The 23958-nt window shown below is 38.2% G+C and carries 24 protein-coding genes; 20 read left to right on the top strand and 4 right to left on the bottom strand.

Translation table 11 applies throughout. From position 1 onward, the window contains the following. Positions 1-128: 128 nt before the first annotated feature. From fliS (ACO1DI_RS10295) to cudC, 13 genes are all read left to right on the top strand, one after another. Positions 129-560 carry a flagellar export chaperone FliS gene (fliS, locus tag ACO1DI_RS10295; RefSeq protein WP_014457784.1) on the top strand — a complete coding sequence of 144 codons (432 nt, stop codon included), beginning with the start codon at positions 129-131 and terminating at the stop codon, positions 558-560. 120 nt (positions 561-680) lie between these two features. Beyond that, a complete protein-coding gene (locus tag ACO1DI_RS10290) occupies positions 681-1118 on the top strand; it encodes a YaaR family protein (RefSeq protein ID WP_208732833.1) in 438 nt (145 codons plus the stop codon). A 105-nt stretch (positions 1119-1223) separates the two neighbouring features. Further along, positions 1224-2069, top strand: coding sequence for a DegV family protein (locus ACO1DI_RS10285; protein ID WP_014457786.1), 846 nt, complete (start codon positions 1224-1226; stop codon positions 2067-2069). 79 nt (positions 2070-2148) lie between these two features. After that, complete coding sequence (locus ACO1DI_RS10280; protein ID WP_423145221.1) at positions 2149-3654, top strand: DEAD/DEAH box helicase; 1506 nt, start codon at positions 2149-2151, stop codon at positions 3652-3654. 260 nt (positions 3655-3914) lie between these two features. Next, positions 3915-4346 (top strand): ComF family protein, encoded by a 432-nt coding sequence (locus tag ACO1DI_RS10275; protein ID WP_406866596.1) that lies wholly within the window; start codon positions 3915-3917, stop codon positions 4344-4346. A 61-nt stretch (positions 4347-4407) separates the two neighbouring features. Then, the gene (locus tag ACO1DI_RS10270) at positions 4408-4821 is read left to right on the top strand and encodes a TIGR03826 family flagellar region protein (RefSeq protein ID WP_014457789.1); all 414 of its coding nucleotides are present in this window, start codon (positions 4408-4410) and stop codon (positions 4819-4821) included. Between the two features lie 159 nt (positions 4822-4980). Continuing rightward, positions 4981-5235, top strand: a complete 255-nt coding sequence (flgM, locus tag ACO1DI_RS10265) for a flagellar biosynthesis anti-sigma factor FlgM (protein ID WP_014457790.1) — start codon at positions 4981-4983, stop codon at positions 5233-5235. A 21-nt stretch (positions 5236-5256) separates the two neighbouring features. Then, positions 5257-5718 (top strand): flagellar protein FlgN, encoded by a 462-nt coding sequence (locus ACO1DI_RS10260; RefSeq protein ID WP_223260217.1) that lies wholly within the window; start codon positions 5257-5259, stop codon positions 5716-5718. Between the two features lie 18 nt (positions 5719-5736). After that, entirely contained in the window at positions 5737-7248 is a 1512-nt protein-coding gene (flgK, locus tag ACO1DI_RS10255) for a flagellar hook-associated protein FlgK (RefSeq protein WP_423145220.1), read from the top strand. 2 nt (positions 7249-7250) lie between these two features. Then, entirely contained in the window at positions 7251-8132 is an 882-nt protein-coding gene (gene flgL, locus ACO1DI_RS10250) for a flagellar hook-associated protein FlgL (protein WP_014457793.1), read from the top strand. An 80-nt stretch (positions 8133-8212) separates the two neighbouring features. Beyond that, complete coding sequence (gene fliW / locus ACO1DI_RS10245; protein ID WP_014457794.1) at positions 8213-8635, top strand: flagellar assembly protein FliW; 423 nt, start codon at positions 8213-8215, stop codon at positions 8633-8635. A 24-nt stretch (positions 8636-8659) separates the two neighbouring features. After that, positions 8660-8890: a carbon storage regulator CsrA gene (gene csrA / locus ACO1DI_RS10240; protein ID WP_013085431.1), complete on the top strand. Its 231-nt coding sequence runs from the start codon at positions 8660-8662 to the stop codon at positions 8888-8890. Positions 8891-9116: 226 nt separating this feature from the next. Continuing rightward, positions 9117-9671, top strand: a complete 555-nt coding sequence (gene cudC / locus ACO1DI_RS10235; RefSeq protein WP_014457795.1) for a choline uptake/conversion transcriptional regulator CudC — start codon at positions 9117-9119, stop codon at positions 9669-9671. A gap of 43 nt (positions 9672-9714) precedes the next feature. On the opposite strand, the gene ACO1DI_RS10230 is transcribed toward cudC, so the two are convergent. Further along, positions 9715-10917, bottom strand: a complete 1203-nt coding sequence (locus ACO1DI_RS10230; RefSeq protein WP_423145219.1) for an iron-containing alcohol dehydrogenase — start codon at positions 10915-10917, stop codon at positions 9715-9717. Between the two features lie 21 nt (positions 10918-10938). Then, a complete protein-coding gene (betB, locus tag ACO1DI_RS10225) occupies positions 10939-12429 on the bottom strand; it encodes a betaine-aldehyde dehydrogenase (protein WP_181903755.1) in 1491 nt (496 codons plus the stop codon). Between the two features lie 619 nt (positions 12430-13048). Here betB and ACO1DI_RS10220 point away from each other — a divergent pair. Then, on the top strand, positions 13049-14761 hold the full coding sequence (locus tag ACO1DI_RS10220) for a sodium:solute symporter family protein (RefSeq protein ID WP_423145218.1): 1713 nt from the start codon (positions 13049-13051) through the stop codon (positions 14759-14761). A 37-nt stretch (positions 14762-14798) separates the two neighbouring features. Here the strand turns inward: ACO1DI_RS10220 and ACO1DI_RS10215 are convergent, their stop codons facing one another. Then, entirely contained in the window at positions 14799-16196 is a 1398-nt protein-coding gene (locus ACO1DI_RS10215; protein ID WP_014457799.1) for an amino acid permease, read from the bottom strand. A gap of 331 nt (positions 16197-16527) precedes the next feature. Here ACO1DI_RS10215 and ACO1DI_RS10210 point away from each other — a divergent pair, with 331 nt between their 5' ends. The 5 genes from ACO1DI_RS10210 (at position 16528) to hpf (ending at position 20720) form a co-directional block, all read left to right on the top strand. Continuing rightward, on the top strand, positions 16528-17208 hold the full coding sequence (locus ACO1DI_RS10210) for a hypothetical protein (RefSeq protein ID WP_014457800.1): 681 nt from the start codon (positions 16528-16530) through the stop codon (positions 17206-17208). A 202-nt stretch (positions 17209-17410) separates the two neighbouring features. Next, positions 17411-19219, top strand: coding sequence for a flagellar hook-associated protein 2 (locus tag ACO1DI_RS10205; protein WP_014457801.1), 1809 nt, complete (start codon positions 17411-17413; stop codon positions 19217-19219). Between the two features lie 16 nt (positions 19220-19235). After that, positions 19236-19637 carry a flagellar export chaperone FliS gene (gene fliS / locus ACO1DI_RS10200; RefSeq protein WP_014457802.1) on the top strand — a complete coding sequence of 134 codons (402 nt, stop codon included), beginning with the start codon at positions 19236-19238 and terminating at the stop codon, positions 19635-19637. Between the two features lie 2 nt (positions 19638-19639). Next, positions 19640-19912 carry a flagellar assembly protein FliT gene (locus tag ACO1DI_RS10195; RefSeq protein WP_423145217.1) on the top strand — a complete coding sequence of 91 codons (273 nt, stop codon included), beginning with the start codon at positions 19640-19642 and terminating at the stop codon, positions 19910-19912. A gap of 256 nt (positions 19913-20168) precedes the next feature. Then, positions 20169-20720, top strand: coding sequence for a ribosome hibernation-promoting factor, HPF/YfiA family (gene hpf, locus ACO1DI_RS10190; protein WP_013059750.1), 552 nt, complete (start codon positions 20169-20171; stop codon positions 20718-20720). 73 nt (positions 20721-20793) lie between these two features. Here hpf and ACO1DI_RS10185 read toward each other — a convergent pair whose 3' ends face one another. Continuing rightward, positions 20794-21198 carry a GNAT family N-acetyltransferase gene (locus ACO1DI_RS10185; protein WP_115655065.1) on the bottom strand — a complete coding sequence of 135 codons (405 nt, stop codon included), beginning with the start codon at positions 21196-21198 and terminating at the stop codon, positions 20794-20796. Positions 21199-21425: 227 nt separating this feature from the next. Here ACO1DI_RS10185 and secA point away from each other — a divergent pair, with 227 nt between their 5' ends. Then, positions 21426-23942 carry a preprotein translocase subunit SecA gene (secA, locus tag ACO1DI_RS10180; RefSeq protein WP_014457805.1) on the top strand — a complete coding sequence of 839 codons (2517 nt, stop codon included), beginning with the start codon at positions 21426-21428 and terminating at the stop codon, positions 23940-23942. The last annotated feature ends 16 nt before the right edge of the window (positions 23943-23958 follow it).

Genomic DNA, 23958 nt, shown 5'->3' with positions numbered 1-23958 from the left:
TAATACTTTGAGATACATATGAGGTTGTAGAAGAATTTATTCAAACCTCAACTGGTATCCTTTAGAAATTTAAGAGTTAGCTTTTAGTCAAATAAATAGAAAACTGATTTAAAGAAGACAAGAAGGTGATGAAGCTGAATTTTATAACGGAAGAATTAATCTATCATAAATCTCCGCAAGAGCTAACGGCTATGATGTATGAAAAATTCATTCAAAATATTGATGACGCTGTTATAGCAATTCAACACAGCGATTATTTTATAGCGAATGAAAAAATTAAACAGTGCAACGATATTTTATATCGGCTAGGAATTGGCTTAACATATCAAGCAGGTATCATTGCAGAGCAGTTAGATATCCTATACAACTATATGTCTGAGCGATTAATTATGGCTAATTTTAAAAAAGATACGTTTGTTTTATATGAAGTTCAACAAATGATGCAGAAACTTTCTAACGCTTGGAATGAAGTGTTAAAAGCAACGCCTAAAGTTACCTCTTCGCTCCGAAAAAACAAGCTGTCTTCTTATGAACAGCACATAAGTATCACTCTTAGCTAAAGGATAATCATCATGCCCACACATCAGATGCCTCTCGAAACCTTTCAGCTAATCAAGCTGGCACATCTAAAAGTCTAAATTGAATGGAGTGTATACTAACAGAGAAAGGAGAGATACATAGTGGAGGTGCAGCGAATTAACGGTCTTTCTTCTTCCGTGAATCTCATTAGAGAAAAAGAAGTAAGTGGTTCGGTTTCATTTACAGGAGTAATGGCCAAGAAACAAAAAGAACTAACCTATGAACATTTAACTCAAGTGATAAATAAAATTGAAGAACAGGGAAAGCAGTTAGTGAAAAGTCAAACCATTGATTCTTTGCGGAAATACAAGACGCTTGTGAAGCAGTTTATGAACGAAGTCGTTAAAAATGGTTTTGAACTGCATGAAGAAAGAGGATTTAACCATAGGGGAACGACTAAAGTATATAAGTTAGTGAAAGAAGTGGATACGAAACTAGTTGACTTGACAAATGATATCCTTCAAAAAGAAAAAGACAGTTTAAATTTACTCAAGCGGGTTGGAGAAATTCAAGGTTTGTTAATTAATATGTATACGTGAGGGAGCTTTACTAATAGGTAAACCTCTCGTTACATGCATTTTAATCCTAAATGTTGTAGAATAGAGTGAAATTATTTTATATAACAAAGGATGGATCCCTATCTTATGAAAACAGCAATTATTACAGATAGTACCGCCTATATATCAGAGGAAATTCGATCAAACTATCATATACATATGGTACCGCTAAGCGTTATTTTTGGTGAAGAAACATATCGTGAAGAAGTAGATATGACTGCAGATCAATATTTTGAAAAAATTAAAGAAGCAAAAAATCTTCCAACCACTTCTCAGCCTGCTATCGGAGAATTTGTAGAGTTGTTTGAACAGTTAAAACGAGATCAATTCGATGCTGCTATCGTTATTACGTTATCTAGTGGAATTAGCGGAACGTATCAGGGTGCTTTGACGGCAGGTAGCATGGTAGAAGACTTTGATGTGCACGTATTTGATTCAGAAATCAGCTGTATGGTTCAAGGCTTTTATGCGATTGAAGGAGCCGAGATGGTCCGATTAAATAAACATCCTGACGAAATCATTGCGCGTTTTGAAGAGATGAAACTATCAATGCGTGCGTATTTTATGGTAGATGATTTATCTCACTTGCAGCGTGGAGGTCGCCTAAATGCTGCTCAGGCTATTATCGGAAGTCTGCTTCAAGTAAAGCCCGTGCTCCATTTTGAATCTAAAAAAATCGTTCCGTTTGAAAAAATTCGTACGCGTAAGCGAGCATTAAAACGAATCACCGAGCTTCTTGATGAAGATGCAAAAGAAAACGTACCTATGAAAGCTGTAGTTATTCATTCTAATCGTGAAAATGAAGCAAAAGAAATTCAACGAGACTTAGAACAAGAATATCCTCATATTGAATGGAGTCTTTCTTATTTTGGCGCTGTCATTGGCACGCATTTAGGTGAAGGTGCTATTGGTATAGGTTGGTATAAAAAGTAATCGAAAACCAAATCATTTGATTTGGTTTTTTTGCAGGAAAAAACACCTTTTTTTGCGTATATAGATGTGTACGATAAACATGGAAAGGAATGAAGATATGCTTTTTACTGTTAAACAAGAATTGCTAGATCCCGTTCAAGTACCTAGCCCAGCTGCTTTTCCTCTCTCAAAAATCAATACGTGGAGAACTCCACCTTTAAATCCTTCATACCCCTACTCTTTAGATCTTCAGCGCTCTCTAAGCGGAAAGCAGCTTCTACTAACTCAGACTCCCTATCCTTTATCTCTCATTCATGAACATTATCTAAACGGATATATTTCCTATCAAAAAGCAATTACCCAGAAAGAAAACGGATATAAATGCAACCGGTGTGGAAGTGATAGCCCCTTTTATTTTACTTCATTTCCATGCAGTAGATGTCACCAGGACTGCTACTATTGCCGAGCATGTATCGTAATGGGCAAAGTAAGTGAGTGTACACCCTTTATAAACTGGGAAGGACCAGCAAGTAATGTCCTGCCAAAAAGCAGCGTGATGAATTGGAAAGGAACGCTGTCTAAAGCTCAAGAACGTGCTTCAAATGAACTCATTCAAGCTATAAAAAAGGATGAAGAGCTGTTAATTTGGGCTGTTTGCGGAGCAGGAAAAACGGAAATTTTATTTAAAGGTATTGAATCAGCGTTGAACAGCGGAAAGAAAGTCTGTATTGCTACTCCAAGAACAGATGTAGTGATTGAGTTAAAGCCAAGAATTCAATCGGCATTTCCAGATATGTCTGTGCTGGCTATGTATGGAGGGAGCGAAGACCGTTTTCATGAATCCTCTCTTATTATTTCCACCACTCATCAACTTCTGCATTATTATCAAGCATTCGATGTGTTGATTATTGACGAAGTAGATGCATTCCCGTATTCAACAGAGCCTATGCTGCACTACGCTGTTGCAAAAGCAGCTAAACACGCTGCATCAAAGATTTATTTAACAGCGACTCCAAGTGAATCATTAAAAAAAGACGTTGAGCAAGGGAAAAAACAAGTAGTTAAAATTCCAGCCCGCTATCACCGAATGCTTATTCCTGTTCCTCGTTTTGAATGGTGTGGTAATTGGAAGAAAAAAATGAAAACAGATACCTTGCCTGCTAATGTTGAGAAATGGCTGAAAAAAAGAATAAATGAAGGGAAACAATGCTTTATCTTCGTCCCGCAAATTAAGTGGATTGCTCCGATCACAGACATGATTCGAAAGCTGACGGGAAAGGTCGAAGGTGTTCACGCTGAAGATTCTCAGCGAAAAGAAAAAGTGATGAAATTTAGAGAAGGACAGCTAGTTATTTTAGTAACGACAACAATATTAGAGCGAGGCGTAACGGTTCCCAACATAGATGTTGCAGTATTGGGAGCAGAAGAAACGATTTTTACTGAAAGTGCTCTTGTTCAGATTTCAGGAAGAGTAGGGAGGAGTGCTCAATTCCCAACGGGCGACGTGGTTTTTTTTCATTATGGGCAATCTCTGTCTATGCGAAAAGCAAAAGAACATATTAAATATATGAATGCTCTAGCTTATAAGGAAGGGCTGATTGATTGATGACAATATGTCTGATTTGTTTTGAACCTCTTGTCTCTTCATTCGATTGGAGGTCATTGTTAAAACCTTCTTCAACGGACAGGATTTGCACTGTTTGCTTGCAAAGATGCTCTATCATTAGCAGTAGCATTTGCAGGGGGTGCGGCCGCTCTCTTGCAGACCTGGCTCCTTCTCATTATGAGCTAGACACATGTATGGACTGTCAGAAGTGGAATGATGCTTCTTTTTTTAACCGTTCTCTTTATAGGTACAATGATTTTATGCAAAGCATAATAGAACGTTTTAAATTTCAAGGAGATTATGAAATTATCCAAGCATTCAAGGAGCAGTGGTATAAGTTCTATAAAAAAGAATGTAATCCAAAAGCTATACTAGTTCCTATACCTTTAACGGACGAAAGATTATATGAGAGAGGGTTTAACCAATCCTTAGCGCTAGCTGAGCTTCTCAGTGATAATATAGAAATACCTCTTATTCGCTGTTCAGGAACAAAGCAATCAAAGAAGAATAGGCGAAGTCGGCTGACAGAAAGGCTGGAATTTAAAGTAGTCGATTCCTCAATGGTTACGAATCAAGAATTTCTCTTAATTGATGACATTTATACAACGGGAGCAACCGTGCGCCAAGCGGCAAATTGTTTGCAGGAAGCTGGGGCACGTTCGGTTCGTTCGCTCACTTTAATTCGTGCATGAAGATGTATAATTTCAAACTTTGACCGATAGTAAAATAAAAAACAAATGAGGAGTTTCGAATATGGGAACGTTAGATAATTGCAGGGAATGCGGTCATTTATTTGTAAAAAATGGATCAATAAACATGTGTAAATCATGTTTTGACAAAGAAGAAGCTCTGTTTCAACGTGTTTCTTCATTCTTGAAGAAAAGAGCAAATCGTACAGCAACGACTTACGAAGTGATGAAAGGAACGGGCGTTTCAGATTCGTTAATTCATCAATTTATTCGACAAGGTCGCTTAGTACTAACTAATTTTCCAAATATAAGCTATCCATGCATGCAATGCAACGCTCAGATTCGAGAAGGGAAACTTTGTCATTCATGCTCTCAAGAAATTAAACATGGGTTAGAAAAGCATAATCGTGAGATGATTCGTTCAAATGAAGAGCCGACGCGTCCCACCTATCGTTCTAACGAAAGGAAAAAAGAGTAAAAGTGTGCTGAGTGTTTGCAGGTTCTCTATCTATAGACCTATGTTTAAGGTGGACTGTGAAAATGGTCTCAACTTCCTTGCCGATGCTAAAGGTTTGGGTGGAAATTCCGATATAATGAATAGAGATAACGGATACAAATATAAAAAGAGGTGAGAGAGATGAAGATTAACCCATCGAACTTATTTGGAATAAATCCGTACAAAAAACAATCAGAAAAAACAGAACAGGTCTCTAAAAAGAATCCACAAGACCAGATTCATATTTCATCTGAGGCGAAGAAACTTCAGGGAAATGAACCATCTCCAGAAAGACTTGAAAAATTGGAGAAACTAAAACAGCAAATTAACAGCGGAACATACGAAATTAACGGAAAAGAAATTGCTAAAAGTATTGTAGATTTCTATAAAAAATAAAAGGACTGACATTGATTGAACGTGCAAGAAATTCAAACGATACTAGAAAAACAAGTAACGCTTCACAAAAGTTTGTCTGTCATTGTTAAAGAGAAAACGAATTTTATTATTAAACAAGATGTAAAGGCATTGACGGCTTCTTTGCAAAAAGAGCAATCTCATATAGCTGCTATTTCTGCACTGGAAACAAAACGTGTAGAAGCGATGGAAAAAAGCGGGCATGCTGCTCGCTCTATTGAAGAAATAGCAGGCTCATTCTCTGAATACTCCATCTTGATACCCTTTCAAAAACAGCTAATAGATATCATTCAAGATATAAAGTATGCAAATGACTTGAACAATCAGCTGCTCACACAGTCTTTGCAGCTGATTCATACCGAACTAGACCTTCTTGTTCCATCGAAACGAGAGGATTCGTTCAATTACACAAAAACAAATAATAGATCCTTTCAGTCCAACTCTATTTTTAATTCGAAGGTATAAAGAACGGAGGAAAGCAGAATGAGTTCAACATTTCATGGTTTGCAGGTGGCTAAACGAGGAATGGATGCCCAACAAGCGGCTCTTTACACGATTGGCCATAACGTATCTAATGCAAATACGCCGGGCTATACGCGTCAGCGAGTAAGTTTAGAAACGTTCTCAGCTTATCCAGCCCCAGGGATGAATCAGGCTGGAACTGCGGGTCAAATAGGAATGGGAGTAGAAGCCAGCACGGTAGAGCGAATACGTGATACATTTTTAGATACCCAGTATCGAGATGAAACCATTAAAGTGGGGTATTGGGATGCACGCGCTGGTGCTCTTGAAAAAATGGAGGAAATTATGAATGAACCTACTGAAGATGGACTTTCAGCTGTTTTTAATCAATTCTTTGAGTCCATTCAAGATGTAGCTTCACACCCTTCAGAAGCAGGAGCCAGGTCTGTTATGATTGAACGAGCTGAAGCAGTAGGCGATACCTTCTCTTATTTATCTACTTCTCTAAAAACGATTCAAGGTGATTTACAAAACGAGCGTGACGTAGCTGTAACACAAGTGAATTCTTTGCTAGAGCAAATAAATAACGTGAACCAACAAATACAAAATGTAGAACCGAATGGCTATTTGCCTAATGATCTGTATGATGAAAGAGATCGGTTGCTAGATGAGATTTCTAAATTTATGCCGGTTTCTTTAGAGTATACAAAAAGCAGCGGGAACGCTTCTGCAACGTCAGAAGGAGTGGTAACGGTTCAGCTTCAAACTTCTCAAGGGTCTATTACCCTTTTAGATGGGAAAACTCATCAAGTAAATGCCATCAGTTTGACAACAAATCAAGATTCCTATGTGACGGAAATTCATATAGGGGATGAGATACGGAACCCTGAGTCATTTCCTCAAGGAAAACTTAAAGGGTTAATTGAGGCTTCTGGATATATAGATAATAGTGGTAATAAAACAGGTGTTTACGCTTCAATGATTGATGATCTAGATGAAATGGCATATGAATTTGTGAAATGGTTTAATGATAAGCACCAACAAGGTGTCACGCTAGATGGTGATACTGGTATGTCCTTTTTTAATGAGATTTCTCAGAAAGAAGGGGCTGCAACTGGAATTGTTATTGCTGATAAAATTAAACAAAACACAAACAATATTGCTGCTGCTTCTGGTGCTGCTGGAACTGATCGCCAAGGAGATGGACAAAATGCTCAGCTGTTGTCTCAATTTCGTCAAAAGGTGCTTATTAATTCCGGAAACGGAGCTGTTTCATTAGATGGATTTTATCAATCTGTCATTGGCCAAATGTCAGTAGATGCCCAACAAGCGAACCGCTTAAAAAGTAATTCAGAAACTCTCCAGGGAGCTGTGGAGCAAAGGCGCCAGTCTACCAGTGCAGTTTCATTAGATGAAGAGATGACCAATATGATTCAGTTTCAGCATGCATATAACGCTAGTGCCCGTATGGTGACTATGATTGATGAAATGCTTGATAAAATTGTAAACGGTCTTGGAACTGGAGGAAGGTAAATATGCGTGTCACACAAGGGATGTTAGCGGCTAATTCGTTAAAACAGATTAGCAATAGCTATAATAAGCTGGAAACACTTCAAAACCAATTATCAACGGGAAAGAAAATTACTCGTCCGTCGGATGACCCGGTAGTGGCTACTAAAGGAATGGCTTATCGTTCTAATCTTTCTGAAGTAAATCAATATAAACGTAATTTAACAGAAGCCCAGTCTTGGTTTGATAGTTCAGAATCAGGACTTGAACAAGTCAATTCCATTCTTCAGCGCACGAAAGAGCTGGTCGTGCAAGGGTTAAACGGTACGAATGAAAGTGATGACCGCCAAGCGATTGCACGTGAAATTGAACAGTTAAAGCTGGATTATATGCAAGTAGGCAATACGCAGGTGGCAGGAAACTACATTTTTAATGGTGTAAATGTAGGAGCGCCGCCTGTTAGTGAGGACGCAAGCAGTATGATAAAATCAACTATTAACCTGGATCCTTTTTCAGTTGAAGTCTCAAAAGGTATCCAGCTGAGAGTCAATATTCATCCTGAAAACATTTTTGGACAAGGTGCATTCGACTTAATGAACAGCGTTCAAACAGCTTTTGAACAAAACGATGTAAACTCACTAAAAGATCTCTCTACACAGGTAGACACGCAGCTGTCTACGCTATTAGCGGAGCGATCTGAATTGGGAGCAAGAAGCAATCGGCTTGAGTTGATCGAAAACCGCCTTGATTCACAGGAAATTACGGCTACTAAGATGCTTTCAAATAATGAAGATGCAGATATTGAACAAGTCATTACGGATTTAACCGTACAAGAAAGTGTGCATCGTGCTGCTTTGGGAGTAGGGGCTCAAATTATTCAGCCTACGCTGCTAGATTTCTTGCGTTAAAAAGTTCCTTCTAAACAGAAGGAGCTTTTTTACAATGAAAAAAGTAATAAGAAAAAATCAATTAGCAAAGGTGTGATGAGATGAAAATTTCAACAAGCTATCATGGAGATATAGAAATAGATAATCAGCAAACACTGACATTCAATCAAGGGATTCCAGGTTTTTTGGATGAAACTGAATTTGTTATTTTACCACTTCCGGAAGCCGAAGCTTTCCAAGTTCTGCAGTCTATTCAAACCAAAGAACTCGCTTTTATTATCACGGATCCATTTCAGTTTTTTTTAGATTATGATTTTCAACTAGAACCTCAGGAAATTGAAAAGCTTCAATTACAACAAGCGGAAGATGCAGCTGTTTACGTAATGCTTACGATGTCAGATTCTGTGGAAAAGATAACGGCTAATTTGCAGGCTCCTGTTATTATTAATACAAAGCAGCAGCTTGCTAAACAAGTGATTTTAATGAATACAGCTTATGAAACGAAGCACAGGTTATTTGAGTAAGAGGAATAGATAAGGAGTGATTCCATGCTTGTTTTAACACGAAAGTTAAATGAAACAATCAAAATAGGTGATGAAATTGAAGTGACCGTCCTTGCAGTTAATGGTGATCAAGTAAAGTTAGGAATTCAAGCTCCAAAGTCTGTAGATATTCATAGACAAGAGATTTATGAAGAAATACGTAACGAAAATAAAAGTGCTTCTCAAATTACACTGCATGCTATTGATATGCTGAAACAATTACCGAAAAAGAAATAAAACGATCAGTTTGAAAATAATCAAAAATATACGGTATAAATAATATCTAAATCGGGAAAGATAAACACATAGTATTCCCCACTATGTCTTAAGCCTTTCTCTTTAAGAGAAAGGCTTTTTTTATCAAAAAAATTGAACTGAATTTCTGTTTTTTTCCTTTTTATCGTGTATCATTAAATTTATTAAGTATAATTCAAATAAATTTAACAAAAGAGGAGAAGAACGAATGAGTGATGTTCAAGAGTATCATGATTTATTAAAAGAAGCGGAAGATGTTGTCGTCAGCGCCCTGGCTGATACGATGGATTTATATGGTGTCACACCTTCAGTAGGAAGGCTGTATGGCATGCTTTATTTTATGGATGAACCTGTTACGCTAGATCAGATGAGTGAAGAATTGGGTATGAGTAAACCAACGATGAGTACGTCCATTCGTTCACTGCAAAATATTGATATGGTCCACAAAGTGTGGAAAAAAGGTGTTCGAAAAGACCTATATGAAGCAGAAAAAGATTTTTCTAAGTCCTTTTTTTCTTTTTTCTGTAAGAAGTGGCAAAGAGAAATTTCGGTTAATTTAGAGGCAATCGAAGAAGCGGAAAACAAGCTGCAGATTCTTTTAAACGATGAGAATGTACCTGAGGAGATCACAGTAAAAGCAAAGCGTAATTTAGCGCAGATTACAGAGTCAAAACAGTATTATTATTTCTTGAAAAAAGTAGTGAAAGTTTTTGACGACCGAAGAATCATCGATATTTTAAATGAAGAATTAGCGAAAGAATAACATAAAAAAGGCTGTTGAAAAATCAACAGCCTTTTTATTATTTTTACACGGTTAACAGTGTAGCTTCAAAACAGCGGTTATAAATCCATTCGTAACTTTTTACCGTTAAATCACGAGGGTTACCCACTGTTTGTGGATCATTAAATGCTTCTTGAGCTAAGCGAGAAACGGCTTCTTTTGGAACACCTTGTTCTTCTAAAGAAGGGATTTGTACATCTTTAACTAGTTGGTATACTTCACGAACAGCTGCTTGAGCTGCTTCTTCAAGCGTTAATTCATGTGTATTAACGCCTAGAGCTTGAGCGATGCGCGCAAATTTTTCAGGTTCACCCATCCAGTTATATTCCATTACAGGACCTAGCATCGCTGCTACGCAAGGGCCATGAGCAATTGGATAAATGCCTCCTAATGTTTGAGCCATCGCATGAGCTGCTCCGGCAGACTCACTTCCATATGAAAGTCCCGCAAGCATAGCTGCATGCGCCATTCCATAGCGTGCTTCGATATCCTGACCGTTTGCAACTGCACGTCGTAAGTATTTTCCAACGTACTCAATAGCCAATAAAGCAACAGAGTCTGTCATTGGTTGTGCAAAATGACATGTATAACATTCAATTGCGTGCGCTAATGCGTCGATTCCTGTACCGGCCGTAATGTGTGCAGGCATAGACACGTGCAGTTCTGGATCAATAATGGTTAAGTGGGCAGCAATTAAAGGTCCGCCTGTATTAAACTTAAACTCGCGAACAGGATCCGTAATAACAGCCCACTGTGTGACTTCACTTCCCGTACCGGCAGTTGTAGGAATAGTCGTTAAAGGAGGGATACGTTTTGTTAAAGGTTTTTTTCCTTCAGCAGCTTCATAATCTAATACGGGAGCATTATGAGCTACTTCCACACCAATAGCTTTTGCCGTATCCATTGAACTTCCGCCTCCAACGGCTACTAGTCCGTTACATTCATTTTCCTTGTACATTTTTGTGCCGTCTGCTACTACGTGAATAGAAGGGTTGGCTTCTACTTGATCAAATAAAATAACATCTACGTCCGCTTCTTTTAAACTAGCGATTACAGGGTCTGCTAAGCCTACTTTCTTTACACCAGGATCTGTTACTAATAAAACTTTAGATACACCTAGGTTTTTTACTTCTTCTCCAGTATGTCTTACAGCACCAATTCCATGTTTTACAACCGTTGGCATCTCAAAACTTTTTAAACGTTCCATTCTTTCAAATCGCATAAACATCTTTACATTCCCCCTTGAATTTTATTGAAACCAGCGCATTGGCTGTGGATTTGTATTCGTATAAATATGTTTAATTTCCGTATATTCTTCTAGCCCAATGTGGCTAAGCTCTCTTCCGATCCCAGATTGCTTATAGCCTCCCCAAGGAGCCTGCGGGAAGTAGGGGTGATAATCGTTAATCCACGTTGTTCCCATACGGAGTGCTTTCACTACACGTTCAGCTCGGTTCATATCACTTGTCCAAACGGCTCCAGCTAATCCATAGATTGTATCGTTAGCAAGTGCCACCGCTTCTTCTTCGGTGCTGAAGCGCTCAATGGTCATAATTGGACCAAATGACTCTTCTTGGACAACTTTCATATCTCCATGACAGTCTGTAAAAATGGTTGGTTCAATGAATAAACCTTTTTGTAAAGAATCTTGAGTTGGACGCTTACCTCCTAAAACAAGAGAAGCACCTTCTTGTTTGCCAAGCTCAATGTAATGTTCCACTTTAGCTAGGTGCTCTTTTGAGATAACAGGTCCCATTTGAGTGGCTTCATCCATGCCATCTCCTAGCTTGATTTTTTTGGCTTGTTCAATAACTGCTGAAACAAATTTATCATGAATGTCATCTTGAACTAGTAATCTCGCACCAGCTGAACACACTTGACCGGCATGAAAGAATACCGCATTTAATGCATAGTCAACTGCAGTATCAAAGTCAGCGTCAGCAAAGACGATGTTTGGATTTTTCCCTCCAAGTTCAAGAGCGATTTTTTTAAAGTTGCCTGCGGCAGCCTGCATGACTTTACGTCCGGATACACCGCCACCTGTAAATGAAACTAAATCTACTAAGTGACTTTCTGCCATTTCTTGTCCAACGGTCGCACCCGGGCCAAGCACGATATTAATGACACCTGATGGGAAGCCAACTCTTTCAAAAATTTTCATCATATGAATAGTTGTTAAAGGGGTAATTTCGCTTGGTTTAATAACAATTGTATTCCCAGCAGCAAGTGCGGGAGCCAATTTCCAAGAGGCTTGCAATAAAGGGTAATTCCAAGGAGTGATTTGACTGCACACGCCTACAGGTTCGCGGACAACGCGGCTAACAGAGTCGGGATTAGGTGACTCAATCATCTGTCCACCATCTTTATCTGCTAATCCAGCATAGTATTGAAAGACATCAGCAATTCCATCCATGTCTGCTAGGCTTTCAACGAGGGTTTTTCCAGTATTTAAGGTTTCAAGTTTTGCTAGTTCCTCGCGATCATTGCGAATTTCTTCGGCTACTTTAAATAGCAAAGAACCTCTTTCGGCCGCTGTAAATTTAGACCATTCACCTGCATCAAAAGCTTTTCTAGCTGCTTCAATGGCTTCTACAGCATCAGCACGATTTCCTTCTGTAACAACAGCGATAATCTCTTGATTAAAAGGATTTATAATTTCTCTTTTTTCACCGCTGCGTGCTTCAACCCATTCGCCGTTTATGTGCATTTTTTCAAGCGTAAGTGTTTGTTCCAATAGCATCGACCTCCAAATAATAGAATTTGTTAAATTTATATTTAACGTTCTTAACAATTCGAATTATAGCACCGATTATTTAATTTAGTCAAATTAAAAAACTTGAAATGTTCTGAATTTAATAGAAAACCTTCTCTATAGGAGGGTGATCATTCGGATATTAGGAAAAAATTTAATAAAAAGATGCTGATTGCTATGCCGCTTGATGCAAAGGGTTTTTTGATACATAAACTAAGAGAATATTATTCTTTTTACAGATAAAAAAACTCGAAATTTTTTGACAATATCCTAAACATTCAGATATATTAACCATAGTACCGTATCTGCTTGCATACAAACCTTGAAAAATAAAGAATTTCAGATGTGGAAATTAAGAAAGGAGTTTAAGTAGATAATGAAAACATTCATGAATTTTTAGCGAAATAATAAAACACGTGAAATTAAATTATTTTAGTATAGCTATATAACCGTAATTCCTCCCCTTAATATTGGTATTTATAATCCAACTATTTATATTTTATTCTAAAAAAATCTATTTTTAGGTTTAATTGTATGCTAGTAGGAAAAAGGAATAGAGGACATCTATGTCTTTAGATTTCTTCATCAATTTAAAGGATGTGAGACGATGCAAAATGCTAAAAAGCCCTTTCGTTCAGACACACAACAAGCCAGGCCTGAAGAGTCGAATGAGACTTCTGACTTTTCAGGAAAATCAAACAGGAACAACCGTCTACTAACCCCCTTATGGACAACAATTATAGGATTTTCAATCTTTATGGTTGTTGCATTTATCTATTCTCTCTATAATCCAGATCTCTATTGGCCAGGCCTCATTTTAATGTTCATTATGTATGGTGTTATTTATTTTATTGGTGCTCGAGCCGCTGCAAGTAAAAAAGGAAAATCAGACGATATGCTCGTTGCAGGAAGATCGATGCCGCTATGGATTTCAATGTTTACAATGACCGCCACTTGGGTCGGTGGAGGATATATCGCTGGAACGGCTGAAACCGTTTATTCCTCAGGGTTGACATGGACTCAAGCACCGTGGTGTTATTCAATCAGCTTAATTTTAGGCGGTATCTTTTTTGCTAGAAAGATGAGAAGATTTGAGTTTATGACAATGCTCGATCCTTTGGAATCTCGTTTCGGTAAGAAAATGGCTACGGTTCTTTATTTTCCAGCTATATTAGGAGAGCTGTTTTGGAGCGCAGCTATCTTAACCGCTTTAGGAACAACATTCGGTGTGATTTTAGGCCTCAGTTTTTCAATTTCCATCATTCTTTCCGCACTTATTGCCATTGCATACACCGTGATTGGCGGCTTGTGGGCAGTAGCACATACCGATATCTTACAGCTTTCTATTATGTTTTTAGGACTATTTCTGGTACTTCCCTTTGCATTTTCGAATACGGGAGGGGTGGGAGCCGTTTTTTCTACTTATTCAGAAGGTATGGCTGGTTCTCTTCATTTATTTCCTCCATTAAAAGGCTGGGAAGATCCGAAATGGGGAAATACATATTGGCAATGGTGGGATAGCACCTTTTTACTTATTTTTGGTGGTATTCCATGGCAAATTTATTTTCAGCGCGTGTTATCTGCTAAAAATGAAAAAGCAGCAATGTGGCTATCTATTACAGCCGGCATTTTTTGCGCTCTAGCGGCCTTGCCTCCAACTTTAATAGGAATGATTGGTTATAGTGCAGACTGGTCTTCATTCGGAGCGTCAAGCCCGGAGAGCGCGTCTATGATTTTAACATACGTATTTAAATACCTAACGCCTGATTTAGTAGGAGCGATTGCGCTTGGCGGACTAGCTGCTGCCGTCATGGCTGCAGTAGCGGCTTCATTGCTTTCAGCTTCGGGTATGGCAGCTTGGAACGTGTATCGTCCGATTGTAAAACCAAATGCGACACAGGCGCAGTTAGATAAAGTTATTAAGCGTTCAATCATTATTATTGGAACCGGAGCAACTCTAATTGCTTTAAACTCTGAGAGTGTCTACTCTTTATGGTATTTATCAGGGGACCTAGTGTATTGCATACTTTTTCCGCAGTTGGTTTGTGCTTTATTCTTTAAAGGAGCTAACTGGTACGGATCTTTGGCTGGGTTCATTGTGTCTCTTGTTCTTCGAATCGGTGGAGGAGAACCATTGCTTCATTTAAAGGCACTGCTTCCGTACCCGATGATTGAAGACGGAGTGGTCATGTTTCCGTTTCGTACATTTGCGATGGTAGGCGGGTTGTTAACTATTTTTATCGTTTCTTACACGACGCGACGTATTTGCCCTCCTCAGCCGCTTCGAAATCTTCATCGTAACATATCGGTTGAGAAATAATCAAAAGCAAAATAAAAAAGCCGCATCTGCGGCTTTTTTATTTTGCAATATTTTCCGACTCGGAAAATTGATCGTCAGGTCGCTTGTTGTTTGTTTTTTTGATGAACGAGTATGAAAGAAGAACCACAACGGTTAATCCAAGAGTTAAGAAAAACTGTGAGCGCATCGAATCAATAAATGCCATTGATAAGAAGATTACGGTAATAACAGCAATTGTTACGTATGTTAAATACGGGAACAACCACATTTTCATCCCTTTAATTGGCTGGTTGGCTTGAATCATTTTCTTGCGCAGGCGTAAATGAGAAATAGCGATAGCTAAGTACACAATAAGAGCAATGGCTCCTGATGCATTAACTAAGAATAAAAAGAGTTTATCCGGCGAAACGAAGCTAAAGATAGCACATACATATGCGGCAGCTGTGCTAATCCATACGGCTCTTGCCGGCACGCCTGATTTGCTTACCTTTGCTAAAGCGCGAGGAGCTTGTCCTTTTTGAGCTAATGATAAAATCATTCGTGAGTTCGTATACAAAGCAGAGTTCAAACAAGACAAAACGGATACTAATACGACTAAATTCATAATTTGTGCAGCTGCTGGAATATTGACCATTTCTAACATTGTTACATATGGACTTTTTAGTAAATCAGCTGAGTTCCAAGGTAAAAGAGTTACTAAAATAGCAACTGAACCAATATAGAAAATTAAAATTCGCCATACGACACTGCGAATAGCAGTCGTGATAGCTTTTGCTGGATTTTCTGATTCACTAGCTGCAATAGCCGCAATTTCAGCTCCAAAATAAGAGAAAATAACGGTAATAACTCCTAAGAAGATAGAGTTCATACCTTTTGGCATAAAGCCTCCATGGCCTGTTAAATTAGCTAGACCAGGTGAAGATGTACCTGGGATTAATCCGAAAATAATAGCTAAACCGATTCCCATAAAAGCAACGATTGCCACAATTTTAATCATAGCAAACCAATATTCAAATTCTCCAAATGATTTGACAGAGAACAAGTTTGTTAAAGTTAATGCAAAGGTTAAAATTAAGCTTAAAAGCCAAATTGGTACGGAAGGGAGCCATTCATGAACAATTGCTCCTCCTGCAGTGGCTTCAATCGCAATTACAATTAGCCAGAAAAACCAGTAAAGCCATCCAACAGCATAACCTGCCCACGCGCCAATTCCTTGCTGAGCATATGTTGCGAATGAGCCTTTATCTGGGTTTACCATAGCCATTTCACCGAGCATACGCATCAATAGAACGACTAGCAGTCCGGCTGCTGCATATGAAACTACTGCTGCTGGGCCTGTTGCGTTAATAACGGATCCGCTTCCTACAAACAAGCCGGCTCCGATAATACCTGCAATGGAAATCATGGAAACGTGACGTTGCTTTAACTTTCCGTGTGATTCTGTTTTGTTTCCCATCGTATTCACTCCTTTAAAATTATCGAAAGACTATTAGAAAATAAAGTAAATTCTGAAAATATAAATAGAAATTCCTCCCCTTACCTTTATAATAAGCAAGAAGTGTGCCAATTATCAAATTCCTATAAAAATCGACTTTAAGTTACTAAAGTTGACGCATTTTAAGTCGAAAAAGACTCGTTTTATTCATCGTAGACTTATTCGCCCCTTGGGATGTCGGGTATATACGTACATTTTATACAAGTTTTCGACAACTATCTCATATATCTTGTATGATAAAAGAGAAATCGGTATTATATTCCAAGAAGAATGTTTGAGAGGGTGCGTGTGTTTGAGAAAACTTATAGCTGTTATTTTTCTATTTGTTATCCTTTTAGTTGGGTTGTATTTTTTTGTTAGTCCAGTCAGAAATATTGAAAAACTTGATCAGACTGCTTCATTATCTTCACTGGCACAAGAAAAGTCCGCTCATGCGACGTCGCTAGAACTGAACGGAGGCTCTCCTATTTTAGGATACCGATTAAGCGAGAGCGATGTTAATGATTATTTGCGCAGCTACCTTTACGAAAATGATGAAACGGTTGACGGAGCAGAAGCCGAGTTGCTTCCAGAACATATAAAATTTTATATTAATAAACATGTAGTATCTTTTATGGAATCACAGTTTGTAGTTGACGTAACACCAAATGCCGAAAATGGAAAGCTTGTTTTAAAGGTGAATAGCGTGCACCTAGGAAGAATGCCGATTCCGATGTCTCTTGTATGGGATCGCTTAAATATTGATAAGACTTCTGATGTCACGGTCGATAAAGAAATGAATGAAATTACTCTGCTCAATAATTTGCCAGATTCCATTTCGTTTGAGCAAGCAGATACAACGGATGAATACATAAATTTATCTGCCTCTGTAACCATTGATTCGTTACGAGATATTATAAATCTAGCACCATACCTTATTCCTAAAGATATTCAAAGAAATTTATCCCAGAAACTGAACTTGTTTGGCCAATAATAAAAAGCTCACTTATTGTAGAAAAATAAGTGAGCTTTTTCTATCTTGCACCATTTGACCTATGAAAAAAATGTTTGTTTTACCGATACAAAATAGAGAAGTGTTGAACCTATGAACGAATAAGTAGATGCAAAAAAATATACTCATATTTTATGACTAACAGTTGATGAATAGATGAATAACAAAACGGTGGTGATGGTAAGTGGTAAGAGTAAGTGGGTTAGCAAGCGGAATGGATATTGATCAAATCGTCAGTGATTTAATGAAGGCTGAACGTATGCCTATTGATAAAATGAAAAAACAAAAGCAAACGTTAGAGTGGCAGCGAGATGATTATCGCTCTATGAATTTGCTGTTATCAGAATTTAATAATCTTGCTTTTAATATGACCTTGCAGTCTTCTTATTCGTCCAAAACGGTATCTTCAGCAGATGAAACGAAAATAAAAGCAGCAGCTACTTCCTCAGCAGGTAACGCGTCTTATACACTTTCAAACGTGACAATGGCGACTGCTGCTCAGAGTATTAGCGATAAGAGTATTGCTTCTAAGATTGATCCAACGAAAAGCTTGTGGTCTCAAAGAGATTCAATAAAAACAGGTTCAAGTGTTTGGACTGAGAAAAAAGTGGAACAAGCGGCTATAACGCTAAGCGCTGATACTAGCACAATAAAATTAGCTAAGGGTTCTGTTTCTGCTGTAAATCAAGACACAGGCACTTTAAATTTTATCTCAGTTACCACTGGAGGTACAAGTAAAGAGTATAAAGTGACAATAGGAACAAAGGCTGAAACATTAGGTTCTGATGAAGTCTTCATTAACGAAGACACAGGTGAAATGACGTTTGGTACCACACTAACAAGCGGTAGTACAATTGAAGCATTCTCGTATCAGCAGAATGTATTGAACTTTTCTATTACAACATATGACAGCAACGGTAAAGCAACGGGTGATAATAAAGATGGCAGTACATCATTTGAGTTTGACGGTTCTACATCCTTAAACACTGTTCTTACACAAATCAGCAATTCAAAAGTAGGCATTTCTGCTTTTTTCGATGAAGGAACAAATAAAGTTGTCATGACTCGTAAAGATACGGGAAATTTATCTTCTGCTGATAGTGCGGATGGTTCAAACATGGTTTTTTCAGGAGAATTTTTGACGGGCTTTTTACAGCTCGCCGGTGATGCCAAAGGAACAGATGCAAAGTTTACGCTAAACGGTCTAGAAACAACTCGTAAATCCAATACGTTTACAACGGGAGGTGTTACCTATACCCTCCAAAATAATTTTACAGGAGACGTGCGCGTTAACGTAAGCAATGATACGCAGAAAGTATTTGATACAATTAAAGATTTTGTGACCAAATACAATGAACTGATTGAGAAGATTAACGGAAAGATTACGGAAGAAAGAGACCGGAACTATCAGCCTTTGACTGATGAAGAAAGAGAAAAACTAACGGATAAACAAGCTGAGCAGTGGGATGATAAGGCGAAAAGCGGTTTGTTAAAAGGAGACTCAATTTTATCAAGCGGGCTAAACCAAATGCGTTCTAACTGGTACGCCTCTGTATCAGGAGTGAGCGGAGCATTTTCGCAGCTAACTGACATCGGTATTTCAACTAGTGCAAACTATAGCGATCGAGGCAAGCTAGTCATAGAAGGTGACGGAACTAAATTAAAAGAAGCAATTGAAAAAGACCCGCAGTCTGTTATGGATTTATTTATAAAAAGTGGAAGTGCAACAAGTGAAAAAGGGATTGTACGACGTTTACGAGATACGATTACTCAAACCGTATCCAAAGTTGAGCAGCGCGCTGGCCGTTCAACATGGACAAGTGAACAATTTTTGCTTGGGCGGAATTTAAAAAGCGTAAATAGCCAAATCACTAGTTTTGAGAGCAGGCTCACACAAGTAGAGGACCGGTATTATCGTCAGTTTACAGCAATGGAAAAAGCCATTCAAAATGCAAATGCTCAAAGCGCGCAGTTATCGCAATATTTTAGTTAAGAAGGAGTGAACGTTTATGGCAGCAAATAATCCGTATCAAGCGTATCAGCAAGGAGCTGTTCAGACTGCTTCTCCAGGAGAGTTAACGCTTATGCTGTATAACGGGTGTTTAAAATTTATCAAGCTTGCACGAACAGGGATAGAGGAAAAAAACATTGAGCTGAAAAATACGAATCTGTTAAAAGCACAAAATATTATTCAAGAATTAATGATTACCCTGGATACAAACGTGCAAGTTGCTAAGTCTATGATGGCTATGTATGACTATATTAACCAGTGTTTAATTGAAGCAAATACAAAAAATGACACAGCAAGCTTGGATGAAGCCGAACAATATGTAACAGAATTCCGCGATACATGGAAGCAAGTTGTGCAGCTTCACCGCCAGCAAGTCCATGGAAGCGGCGGTCAGGCATAAATATGATAAATGAACTGTATCAGCTAACTGATAAGATTTACCAGCTTACTCAAACATTTTCTGACAAAAATCGAGAAAAAGACATTCAAAAATTAGAGTATCTTCTATTAAAAAGACGGGACCTCATAGAGAAGCTGCCGCCAAAAAGTAGGAATACTGAATCGATGGGTAAGAAAATTGTCGAAATGAACAAGGCAATCGAATCAAAAGCTGATCTTAATTCGGCATCAAATTATGGCGGATCTCCGTTTGCTAAAAGCGAAAAAAAAGCATAGTAATAGCTATGTAAACCCTTACGAAACAAAAACGTTTGATGGGATGTTTTACGATAAAAAAAATTAATTTTGCCTGAAAAAATACAACCCTTCTTCTTATGAAGAAGGTCTATTTTTTTGGTTTTTTCATAAACTTTTCTCAGGTTCCATAATTTTTCACTAAATTTTCAAAAAATTTTAATAGTTTAGGAAGGGATTGTGTCGGGTATTGTAGAATTGTAGAGGTATAGCAATGGATTAAAGGAGGAGTTCGAACATGATGTATAACATTCGCGGTGAAAACATTGAGGTGACTCCAGCAATTAGGGAATACGTAGAGAAAAAGCTTGGTAAGTTAGAGCGTTATTTCGACGAAACACCAACTGCTGACGTAAATGTAAACTTAAAAGTCTACAATAACGATCAAAAAATAGAAGTCACAATCCCAATGAATGATCTCGTATTGAGAGCTGAAGAGACACACAGTGATTTATACGCAGCTGTCGATCTTGTCCTAGATAAATTAGAGCGTCAAATTCGTAAACATAAAACAAAAGTGAATCGAAAAATGCGTGAAAAAGGCGCTGAGAAGTATCTGTTCGCAGCATTAGAAAGCGAAGCGAACGTAGCTGTTGCAACTGAAGAAGATGAATTAGAGCTAGTTCGTACAAAACGATTTAATTTAAAACCAATGGATAGCGAAGAGGCTATTTTACAAATGAATATGTTAGGACATAGTTTCTTTGTATTTACAAATGCTGAAACAAATATTACGAACGTTGTGTACCGAAGAAAAGATGGACGATATGGATTAATTGAACCAAATTAAAGGTTGTAGGTTTTCATAAGTAAGAGCAGTAAAATAAAAGCAGCGTGCGGAAGCACGCTGCTTTTTTAGCTGTTTAAAAAAATAGTTCCATTACTACATAGCGCGTAGAAGATTTAGTAAACATACGCGTGGTTTCTTTCATTTTGAATACCTTATAAAAAGAGACTTTATTTTCTCGTGCGTTACACCAGATCTTTCGTACCCCAAGGTTCTTGGCTTTGAGAAAAACTTCCTCTAATAGACGACTGCCATATCCTTTTCCGTGTTCTTCTTTAAGAGTAGCAAATTTTCGAAATTGAGCTTCATCACCTGTTATAAATAAGGAAACAACTGATTTTAACTCTCCTTCTTCAAACAGTCCATAGTGCATGCCTGACGGATCATCTTTCAGCTGAATATAACTGAAATCTTTATCAGGCCACATGACGGTGTGTCGGACTTCCCAAGCTTGTTCTTTTGTAATCGATTGAACGTTCATTCTACATTCCCCCTTTTTTATTGTAAGAGTGAGACAAGAGAAATCACAATAGAAAATAACTTGTTAATAGAGTAGTGCTAGTAACGAGACAGACGAAAAAGGGTACAAGTTGCTACTTGTTTAGCTGCAATGTTACAATTTTACTCAGAATGTTTTATAATGAAAGATACAGATATGAATGAAAATAGTATAAAATGTACTGATTATAAATAGAGGAGCGTTTTAATATGCTTGGATTATTTAAAAAAGTGTTTGACGGCAATCAGCGCCAAATTGGCCGTTTAGAAAAAATGGCGGACCAAATTGATGCGTTAGGTCCTGAAATAGCGTCTTTAACGGACGATCAGCTTCGTGAAAAAACAGCTGAATTTCAACAACGCTACCAAAATGGCGAATCGCTCGATAACCTATTAGATGAAGCTTTTGCGGTTGTACGTGAAGCAGCGAAACGTGTGTTAGGCATGTATCCGTACAAAGTTCAGCTAATGGGGGGTATTTCTCTGCATGAAGGGAATATCTCGGAAATGAAAACGGGTGAAGGTAAAACGTTGACAGCTACTATGCCTGTATACTTAAACGCTATTACAGGAAAAGGTGTACATGTAGTAACAGTCAATGAATACTTAGCAAGCCGTGACGCTAGTGAAATGGGTCGTTTATATGAATTCCTAGGCTTGAAAGTAGGATTGAACTTAAACCATTTAACGCGTGAAGAAAAACAAGAAGCATATGCGGCGGATATTACGTATAGTACAAATAATGAACTAGGATTTGACTATTTACGTGATAACATGGTGCTTTACAAAGAACAAATGGTTCAACGTCCGCTTCATTTTGCTGTAATTGATGAAGTTGACTCTATCTTAATTGATGAAGCACGTACGCCGCTTATTATATCCGGCAGCGCGCAGAAATCGACTGCTCTTTATATTCAAGCTAATGCATTCGTTCGCACGCTTGATAAAGAAACCGATTTTACGTTTGATATCAAAACCAAAAGCGTTCAGCTAACCGAAGAAGGTATGTCAAAAGCAGAGCGCGCATTTGGCATTGAAAACTTATTTGATATTTCGCACGTAGCGCTAAACCATCACATCAATCAAGCGCTCAAAGCACATGTAACGATGCAAAATGATGTGGATTATGTAATTGATGAAGATCAAGTCGTAATCGTTGACCAATTTACTGGTCGCTTAATGAAAGGAAGACGTTTTAGCGACGGCTTGCATCAAGCTATCGAAGCTAAAGAGAACGTTGAGATTCAAAATGAAAGCATGACATTAGCTACCATTACATTCCAAAACTACTTCCGTATGTATGAAAAATTATCAGGTATGACGGGTACAGCTAAAACGGAAGAAGAAGAATTCCGTAATATTTACAATATGCACGTTGTTGTTATTCCGACAAACAAGCCAATTTCACGTGATGATAAAGCAGATTTAATTTATAAGTCAATGGAAGGCAAGTTTAATGCGGTAGTAGAAGATATTGCCGAGCGCCACGCAAAAGGGCAGCCTGTTCTTGTTGGTACAGTTGCGATTGAAACATCTGAAATTTTATCAGCTTTATTAAAGAAAAAAGGCATTCGCCATCACGTTTTAAATGCAAAACAGCATGAGCGTGAAGCGGATATTATCGAAAATGCGGGTCACAAAGGTGCGGTAACAATCGCAACAAATATGGCCGGTCGTGGTACGGATATTAAACTAGGTGAAGGTGTCGTTGAAGCTGGAGGTCTTGCTGTAATTGGTACAGAGCGTCATGAATCACGCCGTATTGATAATCAGCTCCGCGGACGTGCTGGACGTCAAGGGGACCCAGGGGTATCTCAATTCTATCTATCCATGGAAGATGAATTAATGCGCCGATTTGGTTCTGATAATATGATGGCGATGATGGATCGTCTTGGTATGGATGATTCACAGCCAATTCAAAGTAAAATTGTAACAAGAGCTGTTGAATCCGCTCAAAAACGTGTTGAAGGTAATAACTTTGATGCGCGTAAACAATTGCTTCAATATGATGATGTTCTTCGTCAGCAGCGTGAAGTTATTTACAAACAGCGCTTTGAAGTGCTTGATTCAGACAACCTACGTGCGATTGTAGAACGTATGATTGAATCAACGCTACAGCGTGTGGTTGAGGTAAATACACCGCGTGAAGAATTAGAAGAAGAATGGAATTTACAAGCGATTATTGATTACGTAAATGCTAATGTTCTTGAGGAAGGTGAAGTCACAGAAGAAGATCTTCGCCGTAAAGAGCCTGAAGAAATGGTAGAACTGCTGGTAGATCATGCAAAAGCTCGTTATAATGAAAAAGAAGAGCAGCTCCCTGAAGAACAAATGCGTGAATTTGAAAAAGTTGTTGTTCTTAGAGCAGTTGATTCTAAATGGATGGATCATATCGATACGATGGATCAGCTTCGCCAAGGTATCCACCTTCGTGCGTACGGCCAAACAGATCCTCTTCGCGAATATCAAATGGAAGGTTTTGCGATGTTTGAAAATATGATCGCAACCATTGAAGAAGAAGTGACGAAATATATCATGAAAGCAGAAATTAACAACAACCTTGAGCGTCAAGAAGTAGCGCAAGGTCAGGCGGCTGTTCATCCAAAAGAAGGAGACGCGCCGGCTAAGAAGAAGCCAAAAGTAAATGCGATAGAAGTTGGTCGAAATGATCCTTGTATCTGCGGAAGTGGCAAAAAGTATAAAAACTGCTGCGGTAAAGAATCATAAAATAAGAGTCAATTAG

The sequence above is a fragment of the Priestia sp. 40 genome (genome assembly GCF_049368575.1).
Classification (GTDB): domain Bacteria; phylum Bacillota; class Bacilli; order Bacillales; family Bacillaceae_H; genus Priestia; species Priestia zanthoxyli.
Note: the sequence above shows the minus strand (reverse complement) of the source record. Positions and strands in the feature narration are given on the sequence as shown.

Coding starts and splice junctions, on each gene's coding strand:
- betB (WP_181903755.1), bottom strand. CDS start 12,429: ATGCTATTGGAACAAACACTTACGCTTGAAAAAATGCACATAAACGGC.
- ACO1DI_RS10285 (WP_014457786.1), top strand. CDS start 1,224: ATGAAAACAGCAATTATTACAGATAGTACCGCCTATATATCAGAGGAA.
- flgM (WP_014457790.1), top strand. CDS start 4,981: ATGAAGATTAACCCATCGAACTTATTTGGAATAAATCCGTACAAAAAA.
- fliS (WP_014457802.1), top strand. CDS start 19,236: ATGGCAGCAAATAATCCGTATCAAGCGTATCAGCAAGGAGCTGTTCAG.
- ACO1DI_RS10185 (WP_115655065.1), bottom strand. CDS start 21,198: ATGAACGTTCAATCGATTACAAAAGAACAAGCTTGGGAAGTCCGACAC.
- ACO1DI_RS10215 (WP_014457799.1), bottom strand. CDS start 16,196: ATGGGAAACAAAACAGAATCACACGGAAAGTTAAAGCAACGTCACGTT.
- fliW (WP_014457794.1), top strand. CDS start 8,213: ATGAAAATTTCAACAAGCTATCATGGAGATATAGAAATAGATAATCAG.
- flgK (WP_423145220.1), top strand. CDS start 5,737: ATGAGTTCAACATTTCATGGTTTGCAGGTGGCTAAACGAGGAATGGAT.
- ACO1DI_RS10280 (WP_423145221.1), top strand. CDS start 2,149: ATGGAAAGGAATGAAGATATGCTTTTTACTGTTAAACAAGAATTGCTA.
- ACO1DI_RS10220 (WP_423145218.1), top strand. CDS start 13,049: ATGCAAAATGCTAAAAAGCCCTTTCGTTCAGACACACAACAAGCCAGG.
- ACO1DI_RS10275 (WP_406866596.1), top strand. CDS start 3,915: ATGCAAAGCATAATAGAACGTTTTAAATTTCAAGGAGATTATGAAATT.
- ACO1DI_RS10195 (WP_423145217.1), top strand. CDS start 19,640: ATGATAAATGAACTGTATCAGCTAACTGATAAGATTTACCAGCTTACT.
- cudC (WP_014457795.1), top strand. CDS start 9,117: ATGAGTGATGTTCAAGAGTATCATGATTTATTAAAAGAAGCGGAAGAT.
- ACO1DI_RS10270 (WP_014457789.1), top strand. CDS start 4,408: ATGGGAACGTTAGATAATTGCAGGGAATGCGGTCATTTATTTGTAAAA.
- secA (WP_014457805.1), top strand. CDS start 21,426: ATGCTTGGATTATTTAAAAAAGTGTTTGACGGCAATCAGCGCCAAATT.
- fliS (WP_014457784.1), top strand. CDS start 129: ATGAAGCTGAATTTTATAACGGAAGAATTAATCTATCATAAATCTCCG.
- hpf (WP_013059750.1), top strand. CDS start 20,169: ATGATGTATAACATTCGCGGTGAAAACATTGAGGTGACTCCAGCAATT.
- flgL (WP_014457793.1), top strand. CDS start 7,251: ATGCGTGTCACACAAGGGATGTTAGCGGCTAATTCGTTAAAACAGATT.
- ACO1DI_RS10230 (WP_423145219.1), bottom strand. CDS start 10,917: ATGTTTATGCGATTTGAAAGAATGGAACGTTTAAAAAGTTTTGAGATG.
- csrA (WP_013085431.1), top strand. CDS start 8,660: ATGCTTGTTTTAACACGAAAGTTAAATGAAACAATCAAAATAGGTGAT.